Source organism: Deinococcus indicus, assembly GCF_002198095.1.
Classification (GTDB): domain Bacteria; phylum Deinococcota; class Deinococci; order Deinococcales; family Deinococcaceae; genus Deinococcus; species Deinococcus caeni.
This window is the reverse complement of sequence record NZ_NHMK01000021.1, coordinates 16,313-32,893: the sequence shown is the minus strand read 5'-3', so window position 1 is coordinate 32,893 and position 16,581 is coordinate 16,313. Positions and strand designations below refer to the sequence as shown.

At 66.4% G+C, this 16,581-nt stretch carries 22 protein-coding genes; 15 read left to right on the top strand and 7 right to left on the bottom strand.

Annotated features, from left to right (window positions below; all coding sequences use genetic code 11):
* Nucleotides 1-288: 288 nt before the first annotated feature.
* On the top strand, nucleotides 289-597 hold the full coding sequence (locus CBQ26_RS23175; RefSeq protein WP_143342070.1) for an IS1 family transposase: 309 nt from the start codon (nucleotides 289-291) through the stop codon (nucleotides 595-597).
* A complete protein-coding gene (locus CBQ26_RS14265; RefSeq protein WP_143342139.1) occupies nucleotides 594-1,010 on the top strand; it encodes an IS1 family transposase in 417 nt (138 codons plus the stop codon). Before CBQ26_RS23175 ends, CBQ26_RS14265 begins: the two co-directional genes overlap by 4 nt.
* Here CBQ26_RS14265 and CBQ26_RS14260 read toward each other — a convergent pair.
* Nucleotides 989-1,198 (bottom strand): hypothetical protein, encoded by a 210-nt coding sequence (locus CBQ26_RS14260; RefSeq protein WP_088249310.1) that lies wholly within the window; start codon nucleotides 1,196-1,198, stop codon nucleotides 989-991. The two genes, CBQ26_RS14265 and CBQ26_RS14260, sit on opposite strands and share 22 nt — an antisense overlap.
* A gap of 348 nt (nucleotides 1,199-1,546) precedes the next feature.
* On the opposite strand from CBQ26_RS14260, the gene CBQ26_RS14255 reads away from it, so the two are divergent.
* Entirely contained in the window at nucleotides 1,547-1,804 is a 258-nt protein-coding gene (locus tag CBQ26_RS14255; protein ID WP_088249309.1) for a hypothetical protein, read from the top strand.
* On the opposite strand, the gene CBQ26_RS14250 is transcribed toward CBQ26_RS14255, so the two are convergent.
* On the bottom strand, nucleotides 1,783-1,977 hold the full coding sequence (locus CBQ26_RS14250) for a hypothetical protein (RefSeq protein ID WP_088249308.1): 195 nt from the start codon (nucleotides 1,975-1,977) through the stop codon (nucleotides 1,783-1,785). The genes CBQ26_RS14255 and CBQ26_RS14250 overlap by 22 nt on opposite strands.
* Nucleotides 1,978-2,117: 140 nt before the next feature.
* On the opposite strand from CBQ26_RS14250, the gene CBQ26_RS14245 reads away from it, so the two are divergent.
* A complete protein-coding gene (locus CBQ26_RS14245; RefSeq protein WP_088249307.1) occupies nucleotides 2,118-2,762 on the top strand; it encodes a TapB family protein in 645 nt (214 codons plus the stop codon).
* Nucleotides 2,763-2,909: 147 nt separating this feature from the next.
* On the opposite strand, the gene CBQ26_RS14240 is transcribed toward CBQ26_RS14245, so the two are convergent.
* Nucleotides 2,910-3,098: a hypothetical protein gene (locus CBQ26_RS14240; RefSeq protein WP_088249306.1), complete on the bottom strand. Its 189-nt coding sequence runs from the start codon at nucleotides 3,096-3,098 to the stop codon at nucleotides 2,910-2,912.
* Between the two features lie 719 nt (nucleotides 3,099-3,817).
* Complete coding sequence (locus CBQ26_RS14235; protein ID WP_172418097.1) at nucleotides 3,818-4,747, bottom strand: transposase; 930 nt, start codon at nucleotides 4,745-4,747, stop codon at nucleotides 3,818-3,820.
* A 179-nt stretch (nucleotides 4,748-4,926) separates the two neighbouring features.
* Here CBQ26_RS14235 and CBQ26_RS21445 point away from each other — a divergent pair, with 179 nt between their 5' ends.
* The 4 genes from CBQ26_RS21445 (at nucleotide 4,927) to CBQ26_RS14225 (ending at nucleotide 7,416) form a co-directional block, all read left to right on the top strand.
* Nucleotides 4,927-5,265 (top strand): ISAs1 family transposase, encoded by a 339-nt coding sequence (locus CBQ26_RS21445; RefSeq protein ID WP_216360371.1) that lies wholly within the window; start codon nucleotides 4,927-4,929, stop codon nucleotides 5,263-5,265.
* 214 nt (nucleotides 5,266-5,479) lie between these two features.
* Nucleotides 5,480-5,686: a hypothetical protein gene (locus CBQ26_RS21440; protein ID WP_143342136.1), complete on the top strand. Its 207-nt coding sequence runs from the start codon at nucleotides 5,480-5,482 to the stop codon at nucleotides 5,684-5,686.
* A gap of 333 nt (nucleotides 5,687-6,019) precedes the next feature.
* Entirely contained in the window at nucleotides 6,020-6,427 is a 408-nt protein-coding gene (locus CBQ26_RS22235) for a hypothetical protein (RefSeq protein WP_216360370.1), read from the top strand.
* Complete coding sequence (locus tag CBQ26_RS14225; protein WP_088249303.1) at nucleotides 6,424-7,416, top strand: tyrosine-type recombinase/integrase; 993 nt, start codon at nucleotides 6,424-6,426, stop codon at nucleotides 7,414-7,416. Before CBQ26_RS22235 ends, CBQ26_RS14225 begins: the two co-directional genes overlap by 4 nt.
* 761 nt (nucleotides 7,417-8,177) lie before the next feature.
* Here CBQ26_RS14225 and CBQ26_RS14215 read toward each other — a convergent pair.
* Both CBQ26_RS14215 and CBQ26_RS21435 read right to left on the bottom strand, forming a co-directional pair.
* The gene (locus CBQ26_RS14215) at nucleotides 8,178-8,609 is read right to left on the bottom strand and encodes a hypothetical protein (RefSeq protein WP_088249302.1); all 432 of its coding nucleotides are present in this window, start codon (nucleotides 8,607-8,609) and stop codon (nucleotides 8,178-8,180) included.
* A gap of 23 nt (nucleotides 8,610-8,632) precedes the next feature.
* On the bottom strand, nucleotides 8,633-9,271 hold the full coding sequence (locus CBQ26_RS21435; protein ID WP_143342135.1) for a hypothetical protein: 639 nt from the start codon (nucleotides 9,269-9,271) through the stop codon (nucleotides 8,633-8,635).
* Between CBQ26_RS21435 and CBQ26_RS14210 the strand changes: the two genes are divergently transcribed.
* The 3 genes from CBQ26_RS14210 to CBQ26_RS14200 are packed head-to-tail and all read left to right on the top strand — an operon-like array spanning nucleotide 9,270 to nucleotide 10,688.
* Nucleotides 9,270-9,662, top strand: coding sequence for a hypothetical protein (locus CBQ26_RS14210; RefSeq protein ID WP_088249301.1), 393 nt, complete (start codon nucleotides 9,270-9,272; stop codon nucleotides 9,660-9,662). The genes CBQ26_RS21435 and CBQ26_RS14210 overlap by 2 nt on opposite strands.
* A 5-nt stretch (nucleotides 9,663-9,667) precedes the next feature.
* Complete coding sequence (locus CBQ26_RS14205; RefSeq protein ID WP_088249300.1) at nucleotides 9,668-10,231, top strand: hypothetical protein; 564 nt, start codon at nucleotides 9,668-9,670, stop codon at nucleotides 10,229-10,231.
* A gap of 4 nt (nucleotides 10,232-10,235) precedes the next feature.
* Nucleotides 10,236-10,688, top strand: coding sequence for a DUF2227 family putative metal-binding protein (locus tag CBQ26_RS14200; RefSeq protein WP_088249299.1), 453 nt, complete (start codon nucleotides 10,236-10,238; stop codon nucleotides 10,686-10,688).
* On the opposite strand, the gene CBQ26_RS14195 is transcribed toward CBQ26_RS14200, so the two are convergent.
* Nucleotides 10,668-11,216, bottom strand: a complete 549-nt coding sequence (locus tag CBQ26_RS14195) for an HD-GYP domain-containing protein (protein ID WP_088249298.1) — start codon at nucleotides 11,214-11,216, stop codon at nucleotides 10,668-10,670. The two genes, CBQ26_RS14200 and CBQ26_RS14195, sit on opposite strands and share 21 nt — an antisense overlap.
* Nucleotides 11,217-11,352: 136 nt before the next feature.
* Here CBQ26_RS14195 and CBQ26_RS14190 point away from each other — a divergent pair, with 136 nt between their 5' ends.
* From CBQ26_RS14190 to CBQ26_RS14175, 4 genes are read left to right on the top strand one after another with little or no spacing between them, the layout of a single operon-like run.
* Complete coding sequence (locus CBQ26_RS14190) at nucleotides 11,353-13,419, top strand: GspE/PulE family protein (RefSeq protein ID WP_088249297.1); 2,067 nt, start codon at nucleotides 11,353-11,355, stop codon at nucleotides 13,417-13,419.
* 11 nt (nucleotides 13,420-13,430) lie between these two features.
* The gene (locus CBQ26_RS14185; protein WP_088249296.1) at nucleotides 13,431-14,561 is read left to right on the top strand and encodes a type IV pilus twitching motility protein PilT; all 1,131 of its coding nucleotides are present in this window, start codon (nucleotides 13,431-13,433) and stop codon (nucleotides 14,559-14,561) included.
* Nucleotides 14,558-15,844, top strand: a complete 1,287-nt coding sequence (locus CBQ26_RS14180; protein ID WP_088249295.1) for a hypothetical protein — start codon at nucleotides 14,558-14,560, stop codon at nucleotides 15,842-15,844. The genes CBQ26_RS14185 and CBQ26_RS14180 overlap by 4 nt, the downstream gene beginning before the upstream one ends.
* Nucleotides 15,841-16,413, top strand: a complete 573-nt coding sequence (locus tag CBQ26_RS14175; RefSeq protein ID WP_055364444.1) for a type IV pilus inner membrane component PilO — start codon at nucleotides 15,841-15,843, stop codon at nucleotides 16,411-16,413. Before CBQ26_RS14180 ends, CBQ26_RS14175 begins: the two co-directional genes overlap by 4 nt.
* The last annotated feature ends 168 nt before the right edge of the window (nucleotides 16,414-16,581 follow it).

Here is a 16,581-nt window from a genome sequence, read left to right as displayed (position 1 = left end):
CGCTGCTCCTCGAGGCGGGCCTGCCAGCCGGCCTCGAACAGGTCCGCGCTGTGTGGGGTGGCGACGTGCGCGACGATCACGCCGCCGAGCACGGCCAGCCCGACCCGTTCGGGCTGCCCGGGCAGGGACGCGGGGACGCGGGTGAGGGTCAGGTCAGTCACGGGGTGGCTCCTTCAGTGGGGGAGAGGGGTGCGGCTGGGCGGATGAAGCTGGTGCGGGGGCGTCCGCGGGGCACGGGCACCGGGGCGGGGTCGTGGATTCTCAGGCATGACGGGTGTTCAATGAAGTATGAACGGTCTGGAGTGTCCGCAGTGCGGCGCCGTCCGCATCGTCAAAAACGGTCACACCCACACAGGCAAGCAGCGCTACCTGTGCCGCGTCTGCACCCACCAGTTCACCCTCCACCACCGACGAACGCGGATTTCACCCGACACAGTTGCCCTCGTCGACCGATTGCTGTCCGAACGCCTGTCACACCGCGGCATCTGCCGGGCTGTCGGGGTCAGTCGTTCCTGGTTCCGACGCCATCTCCAGGCTCTGACGAACACCGTCCCACACAGCCTTGATCCCGATCCCCAGAGCTTCCCAAAAGTGTGAGCACTCCAGCACCAGCGGCGCTGGTGCTGGAGTGCGACGAGTTATGCACGTTTGTGACCCGCCACACCAGATTGCTGTGGATCTGGCTTGCCATGGACCGCCACTCGCGCCGCATCGTGGGGTGTTTCATGGGGGCGCGGGACGAGGTCAGTGCCTTTGGGTTGTGGGAGAGTCTGCCGACCCCGTACCTGGATGCCCGTTGTCATACCGATGGCCTCGCGGCGTACAAGTCCGTGGTGTTTGGCGGCCTGCACGTCATCGGGGGCACGCAGCACATCGAGCGGTTCAATGCCACGTTGCGGCTGCGGGTGGCTCACCTGGTGCGGCGGAGCCTATCGTTCAGTCGGAAGCAGGCACATCTGGAACTCCTGATCTGGATGTTCATTCACCGCTACAACGCGTCATTACGATGAACCCACGACCCCGGGGCGGCCCGGATGAGGTCGCCGCGGCGCAGCAGGGTCTGCACCAGCGCCCACGCCCGCGACACGGGCAGCCCGTACCGCTGCGCGATGCCGGGCAGCGTCACCGGGCCGCGCGCGGCGAGCAGGGTGATGCCTTCGAGCAGGGCCTCGCGCCGCGCGGCGCTGTCCGGCGTCACGGTCGCGCCGCTTGAGGGTGAGCAGGATCGTGACGGCCCAGGCGAGCAGGAGGGCGAGGCCGGTCACCCAGGCGGCGAGGAACAGCGCGGCGGCAGTGACGTCATTCACGGGGTTCTCCTTCAGCGGCGGGCGTCACAGGAAGGGCACAGGGCGTGCCCGACGGGTTTTGGCGAACCGCACGCGCAGCGCCCCGCGCCCTGACCGGCCGGGTTCACGTTGGAGCGGGGGAAGGGAGTCAGGGAGGACCTGCCGCCGTGGTGCGCGGGGTGATCCCGACCCTCCGTCCCTCTGTCTTTCCTGAAGGCGCGCAATCCTGCCGTTCGTGCGGGGCCGGTACCTTGCCGGTCATGTTGTTGCCGCGCCTGCTCATGTCCTCCTGGTTCCTGCTGCTGCTCGGGGTGCTGATCGTCGACCGGGCCGCGCCGGACGCGCACGTGCTGGGCGCGGCGGCCGTGGCGCTCCTGACCTGCCTGCTGATGGGCGGCGTATCCGTCGCCCTGTGGCGCTGGGATCAGCGGGGCGCGGCGCTCGGCGCGGCAGGCCTGACCGCCTTGCAGGGAGCCGTGCTGCTGCAGGGCTTCGCTCACGCCCTGAACTGGTGGTGACTCCCACCCGGCGCGGACCGTAGGCCCTGCATGGAGAGCAGGGCACTGATCAGCAACCCCAGGGCCGCCCCGCCGCGCAGGTCGGGCGCGACTTCCGCCACACTTACCGTGAACACCATCACCCCCACGAACCCGGCGGTAAGTACGACCGGCCTCGACGTCCGCCGGGCCACAGGAGGTCGCCCTTGCTCAACCGGAATTCAACCCTCACGCCCGCACAGCAACCCGCGCGCAGTCCCACCCCAGGCCACCTGCCCGGGCGGCTGCTGGAGTTGAGGCGACGCAGGCCCAGGCCAGGCCCTATGGTGGGCGCATGACTGCCTCCTCCCACCTGTCGCGTGTGCTCCTGACCGCCGGATTCATGGGCACCCTCCTGGGGAGTGCTGCGCAGGCGGCGTGCTCGTCACCGTACTACCCGGTTCGGGAGGGTCTGACCCGCACGTACCGGGGCACGGTGGAGGGCCGCGCCATCAGTTACACCGAGAAGATCAGCGGCGTGAGCGCCCGGGGCTTCACGGTCACGACGACCGTGGCCGACCTGCCGCCGGCCAGGGCGACGGTCAAGTGCGGGCCGAGTGGCGTGATCTCCAGTCCGTCCATTTCCAGCCCGACGATAAAAGTCACGTCCATCAAACAGACTGGCGTGACGCAACCGCCGACGCTGCGGGTCGGAACCAGCTGGAACAGCGGGCTCGTGCTGGACGCGACGTCACAGGGTCAGAAGGTCCATAACGAAACGTCGATCGCCATGAAGGTCGTGGCGGCCGAGCGAGTCACGACCAGACTGGGTACGTTCCAGGCGTTGAAGGTAACGGCCAGGACCACGATCCGGATGGCGGTGAATGGGCAGGCCATGAATCAGCCGGCGTCGCAGTCGACGAGCTGGCTGGTCAAGGACATGGGGATGGTCAAATCCGTGCTGCCGAACGGGACGATCGAACTGGTGTCGTTCAAGTAGAGCGCCGCTCCGGGTGACGGTGTCAGGGAACAGCGCGCCTGACGCCGTCCGTCTCCGTCGTTGCCGGCCAACCGCACCCTCAGTCCTGCGACCAGTGCAGGGAAGAATGTCAGGACAGGGCCGTCCTGATTTCCTGATGAGGGCCGCTCAGAAGGGCAGGTAGCCCGGCGTCGTGTCTGGGGTCCGGAGGGAACCGACCGGGTAGATGCTGCCGACCCGTCCGGACAGGCCTTCGAGGCGGCTGGCACCTTCGATCAGATCGTCGATGACGCACAGCACGCTGTCCTTGTCCCTCCTGAGGGTGACGTCGTGGGCCTGGCCGTCGAGGGTGGTCATGATGCCGGTGCGCAGGTCGGGAGCGCATCAGCAACACCGGGTCGCTCGGCTTGACCTGCCCGCACATTCCCCGCCAGGAGCGCAGCGCGGCGGTCGCGGACCGGGACAGCGCCACGTCCTGCCGGCGACCCCGTTTGCCCTGCACGTTCATGAACGGCACGCTCCCGTCCAGGTGGACATCCCCCCACGCCCGGAACCGCATCTCCGCGTTGCGCAGGCCGCAGTGCGCGCCGAGGAGCAGGATGACGCTCTCCTGCGATCCGGCCGCCAGCAGCATCGCGGCGAGGTCGTCGTCCGTGTACGGTTTGCGTTTCTCGTGCCGGGGCGTCGGGTCGGGTGCGGTGCGGACGTCCGTGAACGGCGCGCTGTCCGTCGCGCCACTCCACCGCAGCGCGCCGTACAGAGCGCGGGCCGCCGCGAGGCGCGTCCGGACGCTCGACGGGGCCAGCTTCAACCCCTCCAGATGCCGTGTAAATCGGTACCCGTCACTCCCGCCGGGCCGCAGCAGGCTCACTCCGATCTGGGTGCAGTTGATGCGCAGTCGCCGTCAGGGCCTGCCCGAGCGGGTGAACCTGCTGCGCGCCGTCGCGGACCTCAACGGCAAGCGGCTCCGTGGCACCTCGGCCCACGAAGTCCAAGGCATTCACATGGTGAGCGTGTGGGCTGCACGGCAGGGCCTCTGTCTGAGCAAGAGTTTCCACTTCCCTGCTGATGTCGTGTCACGCGGCGTCAAGCAGGGGTCCGTCCTGCTCAAGGCCGGTCAGGACGTGCTTTTCCGCATGCTGAGCTGCCTGCCGTTGTGCGGCTCGCCACGTCATGCCCGGTCCTTCCCGACGCACCCGTAACACCGCGTGAAAGGCTTCCAACACGCACCACACCCAGTTCTCCTGCGCCTGGATCGTCCGGCAATGACAGCGTCCCAGCCCCAGATTCTGCTTGAACAGCCGGTGAATCACCTCGATCCCCCAGCGGGCCTTCCAGGCCCGCAGCAGCGAACGAACCGTGACGTCACCACCAAACGTGCTGAACAGGAAAAACCGTGTCCACTCACCGTGCACCTTGCGCCACATGATCAGGACATCGAACCCACCGACCTCACGGGCAACCGACAATCGACGGACGCGCCACCCGAACTCCGCGTACAGGTGACAGCGTTCCGGAGGGAACTGCCGGCTCAGCGCACCGAGGGTGAGTCCCTCACCCTCGAACTGCACGGTCATATTGGCTTTGGCACGAATCAAGACCGGAATCTGATGCTCGCGACTGAAGGTCACGGCGGCGTCCCGCCCGAACTCTCCATCCAGCAGCAGACCCGCCATGGGGACGCCCGCCGCGAGGCAATCCTGGACGACGTGGATCATTTCCTGCGTGGCGGTGCGGTACGGGTGACAGGTCGTCTCAAGGGGCTGGGAAACCTTGAAGCGCTCCAGCAACGGAACTGGATCTTCACCGAACCTGACCAGGGCCGCGGAGGTGAACTGATGGCCCAGACGGGTCTGGGCCTGACCGCTGTAGTGGTAGTTCACGCCTTCCATCGTCCGTCCGGCGTGGGGCACCATGACGAAATCGATGGCCAGGAACGCGCCTTCCGGCGCGTTCCTGGCTCGACGCTGGAGGTCTTCTGTCGATGCGAAGGAGTCCCGCGCCATCTCTTTGGAGATGGCACTTTTCCGCAGGGTGCTGTAGCGGACGAGGCCACTGAGGCTGGTGACTCGGTTCAGCTGGGCGGTGATGATGCTGTGCGGTAGGCTGGGGATGCGAGGCATAGTCACTTCGCATCAAGGCCCATGAGACCGGGGAATTTCAAGCCCCTGCCTCCTGGGCCTTCGTGCTGGTCGCTGTTCTCTCTCGCGTGGAAACTCTTGGTCTGAGTGCTCAGGCTGTCAAGGGCAAGCAGAACGAACTCTCCACCTTGCCCAGTGTGCTCGACACGCTGGCGTATCTGGACGTGGCCGGGTGCATCGTGACGATCGACGCGATGGGCACCCAGCGGACGGTGGCGAGGAAGTTGGTTGCGCTCCAGGCACAGTACGTTCTGGCTCTGAAGGGCAATCAGGACACGTTGTTTGAGGATGTCCAGGAGATGTTCGACGACGCTTCGCGTCGTCTGTTTGCGGACACGGCACTCCTGGGAGTCAGCACCTGGGATGATCCGTCGGCGGGATGAGCGGCGGACCTGCTGGGTGTTGCCTGCAAGCCCGGATCTGGATGATCACGAGTGGCCGGGCTTGCAGAGTGTCGCGCTGATTGAAAGTTCCAGGCTCGTGAAGGGCAAACGGGTGTCGCAGCGGAGGTTGTTCCTGTGCTTGTTTGCACCGGACCCGCTGACCGCGTTGCACGCGGTCAGGACGCACTGGCAGGTAGAGAACTCGTTACATTGAGTGCTGAATGTCGCCTTTGCAGAAGATGCCAACGTGACAGTCGCAAATCACGGTGCCGAGAATCTGGCGGTGCTCAGACGGTGGGCCTTGAATCTGATGCGTCAGGAGGGGTCAGTGGGTGCGATCAACAAGAACCGCAAACGTGCAGGCTGGGATGATCTGTACCGTGACCGCCTTCTGCAGCAACTCCGCCCTGACCCGACGTGAGTTGCCCCTGCTACGGGCGGGAGGGGCTAACCCATGACTGAAGTCACGGGCTTGCGCCCCTCTTTCGTTAACGGTTGGTGACGGCCACGGCGAGAGGCGTGCTGGACGACGTGAAAACCATCGTCCTCACAGGAAGGCCAGGAAGGGGCCTCCAAGTCTCGCCGAGGGGTACAGGAGGGGGGAAATCGGGGAGGGGTCGTGGGTCCAGCGCCCAGTCAGGTCAATCGGACGCGGCCCGAAGGTCGCCGGTGACTGGAGACACCAGGGGCTGATCAGTCCGGGAACTTCGAAAAACAGTTTATCTTACCTAAGGGGATTTAGATAAGATAACGCATGGGAAGAAAACTCATCGCAGTTCTACTCCTCGCCCTGACCCTCATCCTCTTTTACTGCCCACTGTTCCTCGAGCCATCTGCACAGTCGAAAGGCATTGCACTCATGATTGCCGTGTACGTCGCTCTCGCGACATACATGCCCTGGCTCATTTACCTCGGACTTACCCGCCGCGGCCTACATCCCCTCAATCAAGACAGCGTGTCTATCTGGCAAGTTGAACCCACCCTCATGGCCCTCGCTGGGGCATTTGCCGCATATTACGGTACCCGTGGACTCGACCTTCAGGCTTCAGCGTCCACAGTCACTGACGCGCAGTTCGGACTTGCCTTCACCATACTGGCCGTCCAGGTTCCAGGCCTTCGACTCGCCTGGCAATCGATCCCAGTCATCTGGAGAACCTCGTGACCCTCGACCACTACCGCGGCACTCAGCTGGCCCAGGCCCAGACCTGGGCCAGCCTGCCCGACGACGAGCTGCGCCGCCGCGCCGTACGGGCCGCCGGTGACAAGGACGTAGACAGCCTGATCACCCTCACGCAGGCGTACCTCACCCACGAGGGCGCCAGTGGCCTGCTCACCAGCCTCCGCACCATCGAGGCGTACACCCTGGGTGTTCGGCAGTTTCTGGAGTACGCCACTGCGAACGCCGTGAACCTCCTACGGCCCGGCCGCCGTGACGCCTCCGGCTACGTCGCATCCATGCTCAGCGCGGGCCGCAAGCCTGCTGGCGCGCAGCTCAAGGTGGCGGCCGCGAACTGCCTGTACCGTGCGCTGCGCTGGGCGGGCGCCACCGAGGCCGATCCCTTCAAAGACGTGAAGATCCCCAAGGACCGCACGCCCGGCATCGTCAAACGCCCACCGTACCAGGAAGACGAGCTCGCGGACGTCCTCGATCACGCGGACGTGCACGTGAAATTCCTGCTGTTCCTCACGGCCCACGCGGGGTTGCGCATCAGCGAAGCGCTCGCCCTGACCTGGGAGGATCTCGACGAGGCAAACCGGCGCGTCCACGTGCGCAGCGGCAAGGGCCGCAAGGAGCGCCTGGTCGCCATGAGCACCAGCCTCGCCCGCGCCACCCGCCACTACCGCGGCCTCTACGCACCCGGCGGACCCGACCACACGGACGGCAAGCGCACCACCCCCCGCGACCGCGTGTTCCGGTACGCCTCACCCATGACCGCCCGGTACCACCTCGACAAAGCCTTCCAGGCCGCCGGCGTGAAGTTCCGGGGCTTTCACCCAGGACGCAAGTACGCCGGGACGCGCCTGCTGCAGCAGGTCAAGGACTTCGGACGGGTCGCCGCGCACCTCGGCCACGAGAGCATCGACACCACCCGCAGGGGCTACGCGAAACTCGCCACTGACGACCTCAAAGATGATCTGGTGAGCTGGTGACCGGATCTGGCACGGCCGGACCCGAGTTCTCCCCGCCAGACCCGTTCTCAGTCTGACCGACCAGCTGAGGGCCCTCCCCACCAGCCGCGGCCGCAACCCATTCCTGCAATTCGGCCAACTGCGCAGCATTCGCTAGATCGTGGTGATTCACCCCACCACCTTGACACGGCACACTCACGCACGCTGCCACACCTGACACACTTCACCCGACCCACCACGCGGTATCCACGCACCCACACGTACTGTTCCAACGGCATCCCTGACAAGGCCCACGTCACCTCCGCCGCCCAGACCAACCGCCCATCCGCATGCACCGCCCGGAGGGGCATCCAGCAGGTCAATCCCTCGTACCAGACTGCACCCGGCCGCAACCCGGCCAGCCCGCATGCAGACCTCCACCTGCTCCGCCGACATAGCCTCGACCACCTCCTGCACGAGCGGGTAGTAACCACACTCGACTTTGTTGGCGAATTCGAAAACTGCCGTTCGGCGGGGCGGATCATCGCGACTCGGCAACGAGAAATGCGGAGTCTGGGAGCCATCACCTGAATTCGCCAACAGAGTCGTACGAGGATGTGAAACGACGCGCGTTTAACCGGCTGTTCGCCTCGCGAATTATGGCCAATCTAGGTTTGTCACAGCGATTTGTTGAATTGGAGGAACATCCGTCCAGGCCGCTGGATCTTGGCGTTAAAGCCGCTTGAACCTGTCCGCACTAGTGATGAGGTACCTTCCTTCATGGCTTTCGAGGCGTTTGATCCTCAGTGTAAGCGTCTCAAAGCATGCCACAGCACCGTTGCAGCAGCGACAAGCGCAATGCCACCGAGCGCCGCTGGAAGGAGGGCGAGCGTTCCCCCGAATCCACCCAGCGCGCTCCAGAAAGTCAGGAGTGCAGCCGTCACCAGGGCAGCAAGGCCATGTTGTGTCCAGGCCGTGCGGCCAAATGCGCTGAGCAACGCCGCTGGGAACAAGGTCAGGAGGCCCAGGCGGAGGAAGTCTGGCCACGTGGCTTCTAGGTTGCGCCACAAGGCCTGAGGACTGTACCACGCCTCATTCAAACGGAACGCTTCGCCATACCGAAGGGCGAGCAGGACCAACAAGAAGACGATGACGCTGCTCAATGCGTACGTCAGCGCCCAGCGCAGTGCTAGGGGGACATCTTGTATGGATAATTGCCTCATGACCTGTTCCATGTCGTCACTGTAGTTCGCCACCCTTATTCTTTCGTGACACCCAGACCGGTCAGCACCTTCCGGGCACCATCCATGAAGCGTGTGTTCGTCGGATTTTTATGATCGCCGGCGTAAACCAGGCCAGCGGCACTCGCCCCGTCCGTCCACTGGGCGCCTGCCGTCGCGTTCAAACCCAGAAAGACGTCACAGAAGGCCTTCAGCTCGACCGCAGTCTTATTCTGATCACTCGAGACGAAGATCAGAGGATTGTTTCCGAAACCGAAGGCGGTGTTGAACTTCGCTTCTCCGTTGGGATCTAGGAGTGAGCTGCACCCACCATCACGAATGATGGATGTCGATGACGCTGCCTGATTGAAGGTAAACGTCGGATCACCGTAGCTGGTTGTCCCCGCTGGCTTGATCAGGATTCGAGCCTTCAGTCCAGTGCCACCCTCCTGAGCAAAGGAGACAGCGGCTTCGCCTTTATCGCTCTGGGTGTATTTGAGGGAGTTCTGAATGCGCAGAGTAAAATCCGGCGTTCCGTTTTGCGTGCCGAAGTTCAAGCCGGTCACCGGGGGCACGCGCCGACGGCGCCAGAAGGATTGCAAGAAAATCATGCGCTCACCGTCCGTACGCCAGGGGTGACGGCCGGTCACCCCCACGACCCGCACACTGCCCAGCATGATTCCCGCACTGCAGCACCTTCTGGTCGCGCCGGACGGCGCGCTCCCCACCCAGCAGGCCATCACCCTGGCCCAGACGTCCCACACGGGAGAAACCACCCGGTTCGCCGTGCCGACTACCACGCCCGCTGCCGCACGCCGCCTCCGGGCCCTCATTCCCCTCATCAACGTTTTGACGTTCACCGGGAATCAACTCATCACTCAGGGCGACGACCACTGGCTCATCACAGCGGCGGGTCACGCCGGGCACCTGCGCCCCACGCCCCAGGGCGGCTTCGACCTCGACGACGGCTTCGGTCGCCACCTCGGCCACCTGCCCACGGCGCAGCTTGACCACGCCATGCAGCTCGCTGCAGACCACCTCAACGCCGCGCACCAGGACGCCCAATGAACCCCATGGACACGCTCGTTCTCGTGGCGTTCGTCCTCCTGGGCGCTATCAACGCCGCCAGCGCCACACGCATCGGGGGCACCCTCCCCTTCACGCTGCTCCTCCCACCCGCTGCCGTCCTCAGCGTGACGCTCCTCAGCCACCCAGCCGGGCTGCTCATCGCGGCTGCCCTGACTGTCCTGGCCTGCACCTTCGCGTTCGCGCCCCGAGCGACCGCACTCCCCATCACGTCCCGGGACGCCCTCCTGATCACCCTCACGCTCTTTATCGGACTGATCGGATACGCCACCCTACAGGGTGGGGTGCCTGCCCCCGCGTACGCCATGATCATCGGCCTCACCGCCGGGTGCCTCGGCGCCGTCCACGCGCTGAACCCCGCTCCGGAACTCGCCCTGTTCGGACGGAACGGCTGGCACACCGCACTCGCCCTGTTCACCCTGCTCACCTTCGCCATCGGCGCGACCTTCACGGAGTGGCTGGGCCTGCTCAGCGCCGCCACCCTGCTCCTGATCACATTCGGCCTGCGCACATGCCAGGCCCGCCGGCCACCCCCAGGCGACTCACGCTGAGACCATGCACGGCTACCAGCACACCACCGTCAGCCTGACCGCCACGTCCATCACGTGCGGCGCCCTGATCCTCGCGGGATACGCCGAAACCGCCCTGGCCCTCGGGGCGGGTCTCGCGTTCGGCACGCTTCTCGTCACGCCGGACCTGGACCTGCAACGGAACGATGCCAGGCGCTGCTGGGGCAAGATGCGCTTCATCTGGGCCCCTTACGCCGCCCTCAGTCGCCACCGCGGCATGAGCCACACCTACCTCGCCGGGCCCACGATCCGCCTCGCGTACCTCGCACTCTGGGCCGCCCCTCTGGTGTGGGGCGCGCAGTACTTGCAAATCACCCCTACGCTCCCCAGCTGGAATCACATGACCATCGCCGTCATCGGGTACTTCCTCGCACAGTGGCTGCACCTCCTGTGTGACGGCATCATGCCCCTGGACCGGTCACACCACACGCGACGCTGAGCACAGCACAGCTGCATCCAACACCGCCGAAATCACGTGCGCGGGCAGAGGTTCGCCCCGCAGGATGTCGGCGCTCTCCTGCGCACTCCTCGACACCCGGTACGGCCGCGCCTCGCACAGCGCCACATACACGTCCGCTACCGCGATCAGCGCTGTCAAGTCCGGCAGCGAACGCAACTGGTCCGGATACCCCTGGCCATCCAGCCGCTCATGGTGATGCCGCACCGCATGCAGGAGGGACGCAGGTGCGTCCGGCCACCACTTCCGGATCAGACCCTCCCCCTCCACCGGATGCGCCCGCACCAGCGTCCACTCCGACACTGACAGGGCCCGCTCCGCCCCCAGGATGTCCAGCGGCACGCTGATCTTCCCCACGTCGTGCAGCAGCCCAGCCACGTACGCCAGTTCAGGATCGATCCGCAGAGCAGGCGCCGCCCGCCGCGCCAGGTGCGCGACGTCCAGGGCGTGCTCGCGCCCACAGGCCTCAAGAACGCCGCCAACGGACGGCCACAGGGTGATGTCGTGCATACCGGTAGCCTCCCCGCCGTGGGGGTGGCGCCCCGCCCACCACCCGCATCCCCCAGCGGGGGGGGTGACCCAGCATTCGTCACCCCCAGGACAGGCACCGTACAGCCATGCCAACCGACCAGATCACAGAGGCATCATGAGCAGCCACACGCCACCCCCAGTGGAACGCCACGCCGCCCCGTACACCGCCAGCTTCCTGCAGGCCCTCGCCCGGTACGGCCATGACACCACCGACCTCGACCGCCCCCACCACTCCCCCCTCGCCCTCGCCCGGCGCGCTGGTATCCCCGAGGGCCACCTGACCGGTGCCCTGAACCTCATCCAGTTCCCCGTGGTCGAACAGGCCGCACCCGCAGAGGACGCCCCGCACGGCATGTACATCGGGACCCACCGCGGACAGGACGTCTGGGCCGCCGACGACCCCTGGGACCTCACGGCTGAGGACTACGCGCAGGGCCTCGTCGCCTTCCGGCCGCAGGCCCCCGCCAAGCCACCCCCGCCCACCGCCCGCACCACCGAAGCGCCCGCGCCCGAACGGGAGCGGCCCATGCGGACCGTCATGGACGCCCTGTACCTCCTGGGCTACGGCGAGATCCGCCCTGACGAACTCACGCAGTCCAACTACCAGGAACACCTCCTGCAGGACGGCCGCATCACCCCAGAAGAGCTCGCCCAGGCGTACGCCAAGTTCACCGGGACGACCTACATCAGTGCCCGTCGCGATCCGCCCCACCCGGACGTCCGGAACATGCTCAGTGACGCCACCATCAACCAGTACCGCATCGTGCCTCACTCCAAGCGCGGCAACGTCCTCACCATCCTCGTCCAGGACCCCACCGACACGTTCTCCCTGACCGCGGTCGAGGACGAACTCCAGCACATGGAGATCGAGGTCGCCGTCGCCTCTGAACCCGACCTCGACCACCTCATCCTCACCCTGTACACCCGCGCCGCCCAGGATGCCGAACTCGAACGTGAAGCCGCCGGACGTCAACGCGACCAGGACGTCGTCGACCTCGATTCCGCCGATCCGAACAGCCCGGTCGCCAAGCGCATCAGCAGCGCGATCATCGAGGCGGCCAGCAACGACGCCAGCGACATCCACTTCCAGCCGGAACGCACGGGCCTGATGATCCGCGAGCGCCTCCACGGCAACCTCATCGAGCGCAGTCTGGTGCCCACCAGTCTCGCCACCCAGATGATCAACCGCCTGAAGATGCTCGCCGGCATGAGCCTGGAAAGCCAGCTGCCGCAGGACAACCGCATCGCGGTCCCCCTGGTCGTCAACGGCAGGGAGCAGCTGCTGCGCATGCGTGTCTCCAGCCTCCCCAGCAATCACGGGGACAGCATCGTCCTGCGGCTCCTCAAGGACAGCGGCACCCTCCCCACGCTCGACGACACGGGATTCAGCGCGCACAACCTCGCCCTGATGCGCGAAGCGACCAGCGGCTCCAACGGCCTTCTGCTCGTCACTGGCCCCACCGGCAGCGGCAAGACCACCCTCATGCACACCGTCCTCAAGGGACTCAACACGCCCGGCCGGAAGATCAGCACCATCGAGGACCCCATCGAGTACGAGCAGCCCCGCATCGTGCAGACCGAGATCCGCCGCACCGATGACCCCAGCACCTCGCTGAACTTCGCCCGCGTCCTGCGCGCCATCCTCCGCCAGGACCCGGACATCGTCTTCGTCGGCGAGATCCGCGACGAGGAAACGGCCGAAACCTCCGTGCACGCCGCCCAGACGGGTCACCTGGTCCTCTCCACCCTGCACACCAACAGCGCCCTGGCCACCATCTCCCGCCTGATCGACCTCGGCGTGCCCGCGTACGCCGTCGCCGAGACCCTGCGCGTGGTCGTCTCACAACGCCTCGTGGGCCGCCCCTGCCCCGAATGCAGCGTGGAAGAAGCCATGCCCGAGGAGTACGCCCCCACCCCGGGCGCCACCATGCTGCGCGGCACGGGCCAGAAGGGCGGCCTGACCTGCCCCCTGTGCCACGGCCAGGGTGATTACAAGCTCATCCCCGTGCACGAAGTCCTCCCCGTCACCCCCGACGTCCGCGCGGCCATCGCCTCCCGCGATCAGGGCGCCCTCGAACTCGCCGCCACCATGGCCGGCCTGAAAACCCTCCACCAGGACGGCATGGAGAAAGTCGCGGCCCACCAGGCCAACCTCCACAGCGTCCTGACCCGCGTCAAGTAATCGAGGCCTCCATGATCCCAGTCACCCCCGAAAACATCAGCACCGTCCTCGACGACCTCACCCGCGCGGGTGCCTCCGACATCCAGCTCAAAACCGGCCAGCCCCCCCTGATCGCCCTGCACGGCGTCTGGACCCCGCAGACGCAGTACGCCCTCCTGACCGGCAACGACGTCACGAACCTCCACCAGAAACTCTGCCGGGACACCCGCTACCGGGACATCCCGGACAGTCAACCCTGGGACGCCGACTACCGCACCTCCACCAGCCTCAGTAACTTCCGCGTGAGTGGCGGCAAGGAGCACGGGCGGCCCTACCTCGTCCTGCGACCCCTCCCCCGCGAGATTCCCAGCTTCAACGAACTCCGCCTCCTCGACGACGAGATGGGCGAAGCGCCGCACGGCGTCGGCCACCTCACCGAGGGCTTCAAGTGGGTGATGCGCCAGAAGCGCGGTCTCATCCTCGTCACCGGCCCGACCGGGAGCGGGAAGAGCACCACCCTCGCCAGCTTCGTCGATCACGTGAACCGCACCCAGTGCCACAACATCATCACGATCGAGGACCCCATCGAGTTCGTGTTCCGCAGCAAACGCAGCCAGATTCTCCAGCGGGAAGTCGGCGTGGACACAGGGTCCTTCAGTGGCGCCCTGCGCGCCGCGCTCCGGCAGAAACCCGACATCATCCTCGTCGGCGAGATGCGGGACGCGGAAACCATCAACGCGGCCTTCCGCGCCGCGGCCACCGGGCACCTCGTGCTCTCCACCCTGCACAACAACGAGAGCGCCGCCACCGTCGAACGCATCATCAACGAGTTCCCGGCCGAGGAGCAGAACCGCGCCCGGCACGCACTCTCCGAAATTCTCGTCGGCATCTTCGCGCAGCAGCTCGTCCCCACCATCGCCGGGAAGCGGCAGGTCATCCACGAGGCCATGGTGCTGACCAGCAACCAGCGCAGCATCATCCGCCCCAACGGCGAGACGGACAACGGGTACCTGCAGTCCCTCCGGGACACCCTCAAAGCCCGCAACCCGTACGGGAACCGCAGCATGGATAACGAACTCAAGCGGGCCGTGGCAGCCGGGATCATCAGCGAAGAGGTCGCCCAGGAGTACGCCATCCAGCCCGAGAAATGGAGCGCTGAATGAATGTCCTGTACGTCGACGGCACCCAGGCCCTCCTCCTGAGCCCCACAAAAACCGCCGAGCCCGGGCCGCTCAAGAACCTGCGCGCCATGGCCAGCAGCATCAAAGCGAAGGGCCCCACCCTCCTCGTCCTGCACGGGCAGCTCCAGCAGGAGAAGGCTCCACCCGCCGTTCCGAAGGACAACCTCCTGCCGTTCCTGGACACGAAATTCCAGAGTTTCGTCTCCACCACCCCGGGCTCAGACACGTTATTTACCCTGCACGACCGGGCCCTGGTCGCCCAGGTCAACGCGGCTGCCCGCGGAACCGGCCTGCGCATCACCGAGGTCATCCCCTTCGCCAGCGCGGCCCTGCGAGCCGCTGGCCTCCCCGATAGCGCCGTGATCATCCACCCCCTCGACGATACGTTCGAGGTTACCGTCGCCTCCCCTGCACACCTCGTCACCCGCTCCCAGGCCCGCAACGACCGTCAGGACCTGGAAAAGGTCGCGCAGACTGCCCTCAGCCGACCCGTCGCCGTGGGCGATACGCCCCAACTTCTCCTGATCGGTGAACCCACGCCCTCCTTCAACCTTCCGGCCGCCATCACGGCCCAGTGGATTCCACTCGACGTTGTCCTACGCGGGGCCAGGGTGCCCGCTCCCAAGCAACCCACCACCACCGGCGGGGTCGTCGCCGCATTCTCACGCCGCCTGGACGCGGCCACCACCATCCACCCGAGCCTGTACGTGGCGCTGGCCCTCGCCGCGATCATCAACGGCGGCCTGTTCGCCCTCGGGACGGCCACGAACGGACAGAACGCCGTCCTGGAAGGGCAGCGCGCCACGCTCGAACAGCAGGCTCTGGAGACCCAGCGGTTACGGGCCAGGAATGAGCAACTCGCAGCGAAAGTCGCGCAAGCGCAGAAACTGATGACCAACAAGGGCCCGCTCGCCACGGACCTCCCGCTGATTGCCGGACGCGCCGGCTCCATCCAGGGCGCCCTCGTGCGCCTCGCTGGACCCAACCCACCCAGTGAGACCGATACCCGGGCCTTCGGCTCGACTGTGGACCGCACGTACGACCTGAGTGCCGTCACCAGCAGCCCCCAGGATCTCGTCCGGGCCTACCAGATGGGTGGTCTCAGCGTGGACGTGCGCAGCATTGACTGCAACACGCTGCCCTGCGACGTGACGTTCCGGACGGCCCCCATCACGCAGACCTCTGCGCCGCCTGCACAGCCCCCAACGTCCTCCACGGTGCCGGAACCCGGGGTGACCGCCACCTCCACTGGAGGCACGCCATGAATCAGAAAGCCCTCGTACCGGCCATCGCCGTGAGCCTGCTGGGCGTGCTCGGCATCGTGAAGTGGTCCTGGCCGATGGTGCAGACCGCCCGGGCCGAGCAGACCCGCCTGCAGAGCGAGATCGACCGCCTCACCGCGGACGCGGCCGCGCTCCCGGCTGAGCAGGTGAGAGCGGCCGAACTGAGCCGCGCGGACGCTGAACTCCAGCAGAGCCTGCCCGACAGCGAGGAGCTCCCCCGCGTGCTGGACACGCTCCAGCTGGCTGCCCAGCGCCTCGGGGTCACCACAGGCAAACTCTCCCGCACCGTGCGCGTCAGTGACATCGCGGGCGTGAACGCCGTGGACCTCGACCTGGACATCAGCGGCACGTACGCCCGCACGCAGGCCTACGTGCAGACCATCGCCGCGCTCCCCCGCGCCTTCACCGCCCGCGGGATCAGCCTGTCGGCCGGAGACGACGGTCAGGTGACCGGCTCCCTGAAACTCACCACCTACACCCGCGACAACACACCAGTGAAAGCGCCCACCCCGACGACACCTACTGCCATCCCGAACGGAGGGACACCATGACGTCCGAAGACCAGCTGCGCCCTGTCCCCCGCCCGGCTCCAGCCCGCCCCGCACCGGCCCGCCCTGCATCTGCGCCGGGTACCGGATCGCCTCAGCCCGTCACTGCCCCCGTTCCCGCTTCTACCCCCACCCCTGCACCTGCAGTAACCGCCCCTGCTGCCACCGCCA

Excerpts from the sequence above, each read along its gene's own strand:
- CBQ26_RS23175 (WP_143342070.1), top strand. The coding sequence starts at position 289 with ATGAACGGTCTGGAGTGTCCGCAGTGCGGCGCCGTCCGCATCGTCAAA.
- CBQ26_RS14255 (WP_088249309.1), top strand. The coding sequence starts at position 1,547 with ATGTTGTTGCCGCGCCTGCTCATGTCCTCCTGGTTCCTGCTGCTGCTC.
- CBQ26_RS14245 (WP_088249307.1), top strand. The coding sequence starts at position 2,118 with ATGACTGCCTCCTCCCACCTGTCGCGTGTGCTCCTGACCGCCGGATTC.
- CBQ26_RS14240 (WP_088249306.1), bottom strand. The coding sequence starts at position 3,098 with ATGACCACCCTCGACGGCCAGGCCCACGACGTCACCCTCAGGAGGGAC.
- CBQ26_RS14235 (WP_172418097.1), bottom strand. The coding sequence starts at position 4,747 with ATGGCGCGGGACTCCTTCGCATCGACAGAAGACCTCCAGCGTCGAGCC.
- CBQ26_RS22235 (WP_216360370.1), top strand. The coding sequence starts at position 6,020 with ATGGGAAGAAAACTCATCGCAGTTCTACTCCTCGCCCTGACCCTCATC.
- CBQ26_RS14215 (WP_088249302.1), bottom strand. The coding sequence starts at position 8,609 with ATGGAACAGGTCATGAGGCAATTATCCATACAAGATGTCCCCCTAGCA.
- CBQ26_RS14210 (WP_088249301.1), top strand. The coding sequence starts at position 9,270 with ATGATTCCCGCACTGCAGCACCTTCTGGTCGCGCCGGACGGCGCGCTC.
- CBQ26_RS21435 (WP_143342135.1), bottom strand. The coding sequence starts at position 9,271 with ATGCTGGGCAGTGTGCGGGTCGTGGGGGTGACCGGCCGTCACCCCTGG.
- CBQ26_RS14205 (WP_088249300.1), top strand. The coding sequence starts at position 9,668 with ATGGACACGCTCGTTCTCGTGGCGTTCGTCCTCCTGGGCGCTATCAAC.
- CBQ26_RS14200 (WP_088249299.1), top strand. The coding sequence starts at position 10,236 with ATGCACGGCTACCAGCACACCACCGTCAGCCTGACCGCCACGTCCATC.
- CBQ26_RS14195 (WP_088249298.1), bottom strand. The coding sequence starts at position 11,216 with ATGCACGACATCACCCTGTGGCCGTCCGTTGGCGGCGTTCTTGAGGCC.
- CBQ26_RS14190 (WP_088249297.1), top strand. The coding sequence starts at position 11,353 with ATGAGCAGCCACACGCCACCCCCAGTGGAACGCCACGCCGCCCCGTAC.
- CBQ26_RS14185 (WP_088249296.1), top strand. The coding sequence starts at position 13,431 with ATGATCCCAGTCACCCCCGAAAACATCAGCACCGTCCTCGACGACCTC.
- CBQ26_RS14180 (WP_088249295.1), top strand. The coding sequence starts at position 14,558 with ATGAATGTCCTGTACGTCGACGGCACCCAGGCCCTCCTCCTGAGCCCC.
- CBQ26_RS14175 (WP_055364444.1), top strand. The coding sequence starts at position 15,841 with ATGAATCAGAAAGCCCTCGTACCGGCCATCGCCGTGAGCCTGCTGGGC.